General features: G+C 34.7%; 4 protein-coding genes and 1 tRNA gene. All 5 read right to left on the bottom strand.

The window, feature by feature from the left end; genetic code table 11:
- Positions 1–158 precede the first annotated feature (158 nt).
- Positions 159–230: transfer RNA gene (locus H8S01_RS13245), tRNA-Arg, on the bottom strand.
- 119 nt (positions 231–349) lie between these two features.
- On the bottom strand, positions 350–2422 hold the full coding sequence (locus H8S01_RS13240; RefSeq protein ID WP_186837482.1) for a methyl-accepting chemotaxis protein: 2073 nt from the start codon (positions 2420–2422) through the stop codon (positions 350–352).
- A 29-nt stretch (positions 2423–2451) separates the two neighbouring features.
- Positions 2452–3378: a DUF3881 family protein gene (locus H8S01_RS13235; RefSeq protein ID WP_186837481.1), complete on the bottom strand. Its 927-nt coding sequence runs from the start codon at positions 3376–3378 to the stop codon at positions 2452–2454.
- Between the two features lie 13 nt (positions 3379–3391).
- Positions 3392–4429, bottom strand: coding sequence for an HD-GYP domain-containing protein (locus H8S01_RS13230; RefSeq protein ID WP_021865610.1), 1038 nt, complete (start codon positions 4427–4429; stop codon positions 3392–3394).
- A gap of 327 nt (positions 4430–4756) precedes the next feature.
- The gene (gene serS, locus H8S01_RS13225) at positions 4757–6040 is read right to left on the bottom strand and encodes a serine--tRNA ligase (RefSeq protein WP_186837480.1); all 1284 of its coding nucleotides are present in this window, start codon (positions 6038–6040) and stop codon (positions 4757–4759) included.
- Positions 6041–6121: the final 81 nt, after the last annotated feature.

Below are 6121 nucleotides of genomic sequence, written 5' to 3'. Positions count from 1 at the left end.
TTTGAACCATTGGGTGCTTGGATAGATTTAGTTCTCGGTGCCCGTTTTGTCTTTTCGGTGCTCCAATTACTCATTTTTATATTTTTTCGGTGCTCGCAAGCACCATAAAATAAAAAAAACAACAATGAAGCTTCGATCTTCACTGTTGCAAAATCAAATGTTCCCGGCGGGAATCGAACCCACAACTAGCGCTTAGGAGGCGCTCGTTATATCCATTTAACTACGAGAACAAAATTGGTATGCCAATAAAGATTACTCCTCATTAACATACCAATTATTGTATCATATATCACTTACATGGTCAAATACAATTAAATCACCATCACCACATAAAATTTGGCTCACAATCTTATTCAAGAGTAAACTTGTCAATTGACTCTCTCAATGCGACAGCAATCTCATCAAGCTCGATTGTGCACTGGTTAAGGTTGTGCATTGTAGCATTTACTTCTTCTGCTGAAGCAGTAACCTCTTCTGCTGCTGCGGCTGTTTCTGTTGAAATTGCAGCAACATCTTCCATCTTATCAATAACGCTCTGTCTGCTGTCATCCATCTGAGTATTAAGATTTGTAATATTATCAAGACCTTCCTTGAGTGCATTAACTGAATTAGAAATTGTATTAAACAGGTTCTTAGTATCCTGAATTGACATATTCTGTTCTGTTATAATGTCATCTGTCTCATCAAGAGTCTTCTCAACAAGCTGTGACTTTTCTGAAATCTCATTTACAATCTGCTTAATCTCATCTGTAGAAGCCTGTGACTGTTCAGCAAGCTTTCTGATTTCATCAGCAACAACAGCAAATCCACGTCCGCTCTCACCGGCTCTTGCAGCCTCAATACTTGCATTAAGCGAAAGAAGATTTGTCTGCTCTGTAATCTCTGTAATCGCATTGGAAATGAAGTTAATCTTTTCGATACTTTCAACCATTTCCTTCATAACTTCCTTAGAAAGTCTTGAATTATCAATAGACTGCTGTGCCTTACCGATAAGGTTATCAACAATATCAATACCCTGATTACTTAACTTCTGTGTTTCAACTGACATATCATTAATATCACTTACATATGCCTTAGTCTCATGAAGTTTTTCTGCAAGATTTTCAACTTCCTTAGTAGCATTGCTTGTACTCTCAGCCTGTCCTACAGCACCTGTAGATACACTCTGTATAGCTTCTGATACCTGATTTACAGTCTCAGTTGTAGTCTTGCTGATTTCTGAAATATTTTCTGAAGACTTAATAATAATTTCTGAATGTTCTTCCACATCTTTTATAAGTACAGATACATTATCTACCATTTCATTAAAGTTATTCTCAAGTGTACCAAATTCGTTCTTCTTTCTTATAGGAATTCTCTGTGTAAGATCTCCAGAAGCTACACTCTTCATAACACCGTTAATCTTCTTGATTTCTTTTGTAAATGTCATAGTTACAAGAATAGCAATTATAATACCGATTATAAATGAAACAGCACCTGTTCTTACTGTAGCAGTTGTAATCTTTGAAACAACTGAAGCAGTTTCTTTATCACTTACAAAACCAACAAGTGTCCATCCTGTTACCTCATCCTTCGTAGCGATAACTTCTACATTTTCACCATTAATCTTTTCTGAGAAAATATTGATGCCATATTCATTTTCGCTGCCTTTGTAACTGTTTAACTTATCCCAGAAGCCAAGTGATGTAACACTTCCGCTGCAATATGTATTTCTTTCATTATCAACGATAACCTGTCCGTTGCTGTCAACAAGAAGAACATAACCAGTATTTAAAAGACCAATATTCTGAACATACTCTGTTACTTCTGAGAAATCAATATCCATACCCACAACGCCGTAATTTTCATTGTTTTTATACTTAATTTCCTGTGAAACAGTAAAAATTGTATCACCTGTCTCGCTGTCTTTATATGGGTCGCTCATATATGCGTAAACATTATTTCTTGCAGCAAGACCAATACTGTTCTTATACCATACTTTTGATGTATCATTGGCATTAGTCACAACTGTTTTCTTATTAGTTGTCTTACCATTTGCAGGATTTGGCTCAACCCAGCCTGTAATCTTATATCCAGTCTTTGTTGTAAAGAATGCTCTCTTTGCACCGCTTGTAACCTTAACTGATGCACAAAGTGAATCCTGAATTGCTTTTACATTATCATCAATAGTTCCCTGATCTTCAAGATGCTTAACTTCATTTTTACGTGTAAGCAAATCGATAGGCTGACTTAGTGTTTTTAAATAAGTCTCAAAACCTTTCTTTGACTCCTGAAGTGTCTGCTCACTTGTAAGCTGCATATTACTTCTCTGTGTTGACTTTGTTGTAACAACAACATCAATTGCCAACATGAATGTAGGAATACTGATTGCAATTATAAAAAATATAACAAGCTGTACGCCTATACCTCTTAACCTTTTCATATCATTTCTCTCCTGTCATTTTATTTTTGTTATTTATTAAATTTAACATTTCCCTGAAGCCATATCTGCCCTTTGAAACGTCTGCCTACCATAGGTTCCCCGAGTAAATGTTTCTCATTTATCCCCAGCGTAAATTCAACATCATTACATTCAAGATTCATAATATATATATTCTCTCCCGTATAAGAATTACGCTCTTTTGATAACTCAAGAATTTCACCTATTACCGAATACTGGTCACATTCAACACCACACGGCATAAATGTTGAATCAACAATTGAAAATACATCTTCATACATAATCCTCTGACAAATCTTTGTATATGTATCAATATCTTCAATTGTAAGACTCTCCCTTGCTTCTTCGTCACCATTTTTTGCCGCTGCAATAAGCTTTCTTCGCTTTTTTTCAGCTTCTGTATTTTTAGCTGATTTACGACTGCTTTTATCTATCGGCAAAAGAATCATACCACCAAGTGAAAGTGCTGACAATACCACCGGTGTATTTTTTATAGGACATTTTGCAATAGCATTCCTTGTATCCGGATTAAATGAACCTTTTATATAATCAGGACGGCTAGTTACATAATTCATATAATCCATAACATTTTGTAAATAAAAAATAAGGGTCACACCTGTCCGCGATTCATCACATACAATAGAATATGATTCCTTATCAACATGCCTTTCTATTGTAAGCTCATCATTTTCAGAGATTTTATTTCCTATTATAAATGGATAATAATATTCATATACGAACTTCTTTCCTTCGTATCTTCCAAAAATATATATCCCTGCCGACTCACTTACCCTTACAACAGCAACCCCACGTTTTAATGATTCATTTTTTAATATGTATCCCTCATCAATACATTGTCTGACAGCCGCCTTGATAAATCTTGACTCTTTCATTGAATCCATATCTGAAAATCCAATGGCACTTAAATATAAATTCATATATTCCTCATTCCTACAATGTATCAACAACAAACAATGTGAGTTTTTTTAACAAATCTATCTCTGTCTGTGGATTATACTCACTTCCATCTGCATGAGTGAGCATCTTTATTACCGGTCTGTCAGTTGAATCTTTATTCTGTCTTATTACTATTCCGACATCACCATCATTAAGAACAACCTTTATTCCAACAGGATACCATGCAATCGTCTCAAGAAACTTTGCTGCTATAGTAGAATCATACTTCTTACCTGCATTAACACGAATATACTCAATTGCCTGATAAACCTTAATCTTCTTATTACCAATTCCGCTTATAAGACTGTCATAATCATCACATATTGAAACAATCTTAACTTCTGATTTTAATTTATCGCCCTTCTGTTTAAATGGAAATCCTTCTCCATCAACCTGTTCATGATGAAGAAGAATAATCTCCTTTGAAACATCTGAAATCCACTCTTCTTCCTGAATAGAGCTATATCCATAAATAGTATGTTTCTTATATTCCGGAACGTCTGATGCTCTCATCTGTGAAACACTAATATCAATATACGGAACCTGTATATACTTCAATCCTATATCATGAAGTATCGCACCCATGGAAACATTACGCACCTGACGCTCATTCATCTTTAATCTTAATGCCAGAATCGTAGAAAGCACACATACATTAATACAATGTGAATACATATCTGTACTAATATTTCTTATATCTGTTACTGACTCAAGTACCTCAGGTTCAGATAATACACTGTCAATAATCTTGTTAGCCTGCTCACCTATTCTTTTTAATTCATCATTATGTTTATAAATATGACGCTCAAGTATACTCTCAACAACCTTTTTTGAATTTTGAAGGGTTGCTTCAACGTCAAATTTTACATCATCTTTTATGTATACAGATGGAATATTATACTTACGCAGTTTATCAATATACTCTCCACGCAGTACCGTGTCAGACTGTATTAAAACCTGATCTTTGGCAGACATTATCGGAACAGCAAGTACTTCGCTCCCATTTAAATCATCAATCTTAACCAACCTCATAGAACTGTTCTGCCCTCCATTTGTCTAAAACTGTTCAAAACAAATTCACCTCTGCTTATATGTATAATTTATCATATTTTAGCTATTTTTACAACCTTTACAGATGTAATATACTTACTAATCCACTATGCTTACGCCAGTCAGATACATCCGCACAAGTTCATTCATTTTTACACTGCTATAACATAAAAATACTGTGGGCAAAATGTATTGCTCACAGTATTTACCAATTACAAAATATATCATATATTAAAATGCATTTCAATAAATTGTCTACTTTGTTTATTTAATATTAATATTTATACATATATATTAATGTGGTGTCCATTATTCGCCAAGCTTAGATTTACCACCCATATATGGTCTTAAAACTTCAGGAATTCTTACGCTTCCATCTGCCTGAAGGTTATTTTCAAGAAATGCGATAAGCATTCTTGGTGGCGCAACAACCGTGTTATTAAGAGTATGTGCAAAATACTTATTCTTGTTTTCATCCTGAACTCTGATTTTAAGTCTTCTTGCCTGTGCATCGCCAAGGTTAGAACATGAACCTACTTCAAAATATTTCTTCTGTCTTGGAGACCATGCTTCAACATCGATAGATTTAACTTTTAAATCTGCAAGATCGCCTGAGCAGCACTCAAGAGTTCTTACAGGAATATCAAGACTTCTGAATAAATCAACTGTATTCTTCCAAAGTTTATCAAACCACATCTTGCTGTCTTCAGGCTTACATACAACAATCATTTCCTGCTTTTCGAACTGATGAATTCTGTATACACCTCTCTCCTCAATACCATGAGCACCTTTTTCTTTTCTGAAACATGGTGAATAACTTGTAAGAGTCTTAGGAAGTTCTGATTCTGGTGTAATTGTATCAATAAACTTACCAATCATTGAATGTTCACTTGTACCGATAAGATAAAGATCTTCACCTTCAATCTTGTACATCATGGCATCCATCTCATCAAAACTCATAACGCCTGTAACAACATTACTTCTTATCATAAATGGAGGTACACAGTATGTGAAGCCTCTGTCAATCATGAAATCTCTTGCATAAGAAATTACTGCTGAATGAAGTCTTGCAATGTCACCCATAAGGTAATAGAATCCATTACCTGCCACCTTGCCTGCTGAATCAAGGTCTATGCCATTAAATTTGGCCATGATTTCTGTGTGATATGGTACTTCAAAATCAGGAACTACAGGTTCACCGAATTTTTCAATTTCAACATTTTCGCTATCATCCTTACCAATTGGAACACTAGGATCAATTATGTTAGGAATCGTCATCATAATCTCAGTTACTTTTGCATTAAGTTCACTTTCCTGTGCTTCAAGTTCCTTTAATCTGTCAGCATCTGCATTAACCTGAGCCTTAACAGCTTCTGCTTCTTCTTTCTTTCCCTGTCCCATTAAAGCACCAATCTGCTTAGAAAGCTTATTTCTGTTTGCACGAAGTTCATCAGCTTCTGTCTTAACTGCTCTTGCCTTTGCATCAAGTTCAATAACTTCATCAACTAACGGAAGCTTTCTATCCTGAAATTTATTTTTAATATTCTGTTTAACAATGTCAGGATTCTCTCTGACAAATTTCAAATCTAACATTTTTCCTCATTTCTGCACTGTCTTCTTAATATTTATAATCTAAAATAATACATCACGTGAAACATACGCTTATCTTCATTT

It is taken from the genome of Lachnospira hominis (ex Liu et al. 2021) (assembly GCF_014287955.1).
GTDB lineage: Bacteria > Bacillota > Clostridia > Lachnospirales > Lachnospiraceae > Lachnospira > Lachnospira hominis.
This window is presented reverse-complemented; position numbering and strand designations above follow the sequence as displayed.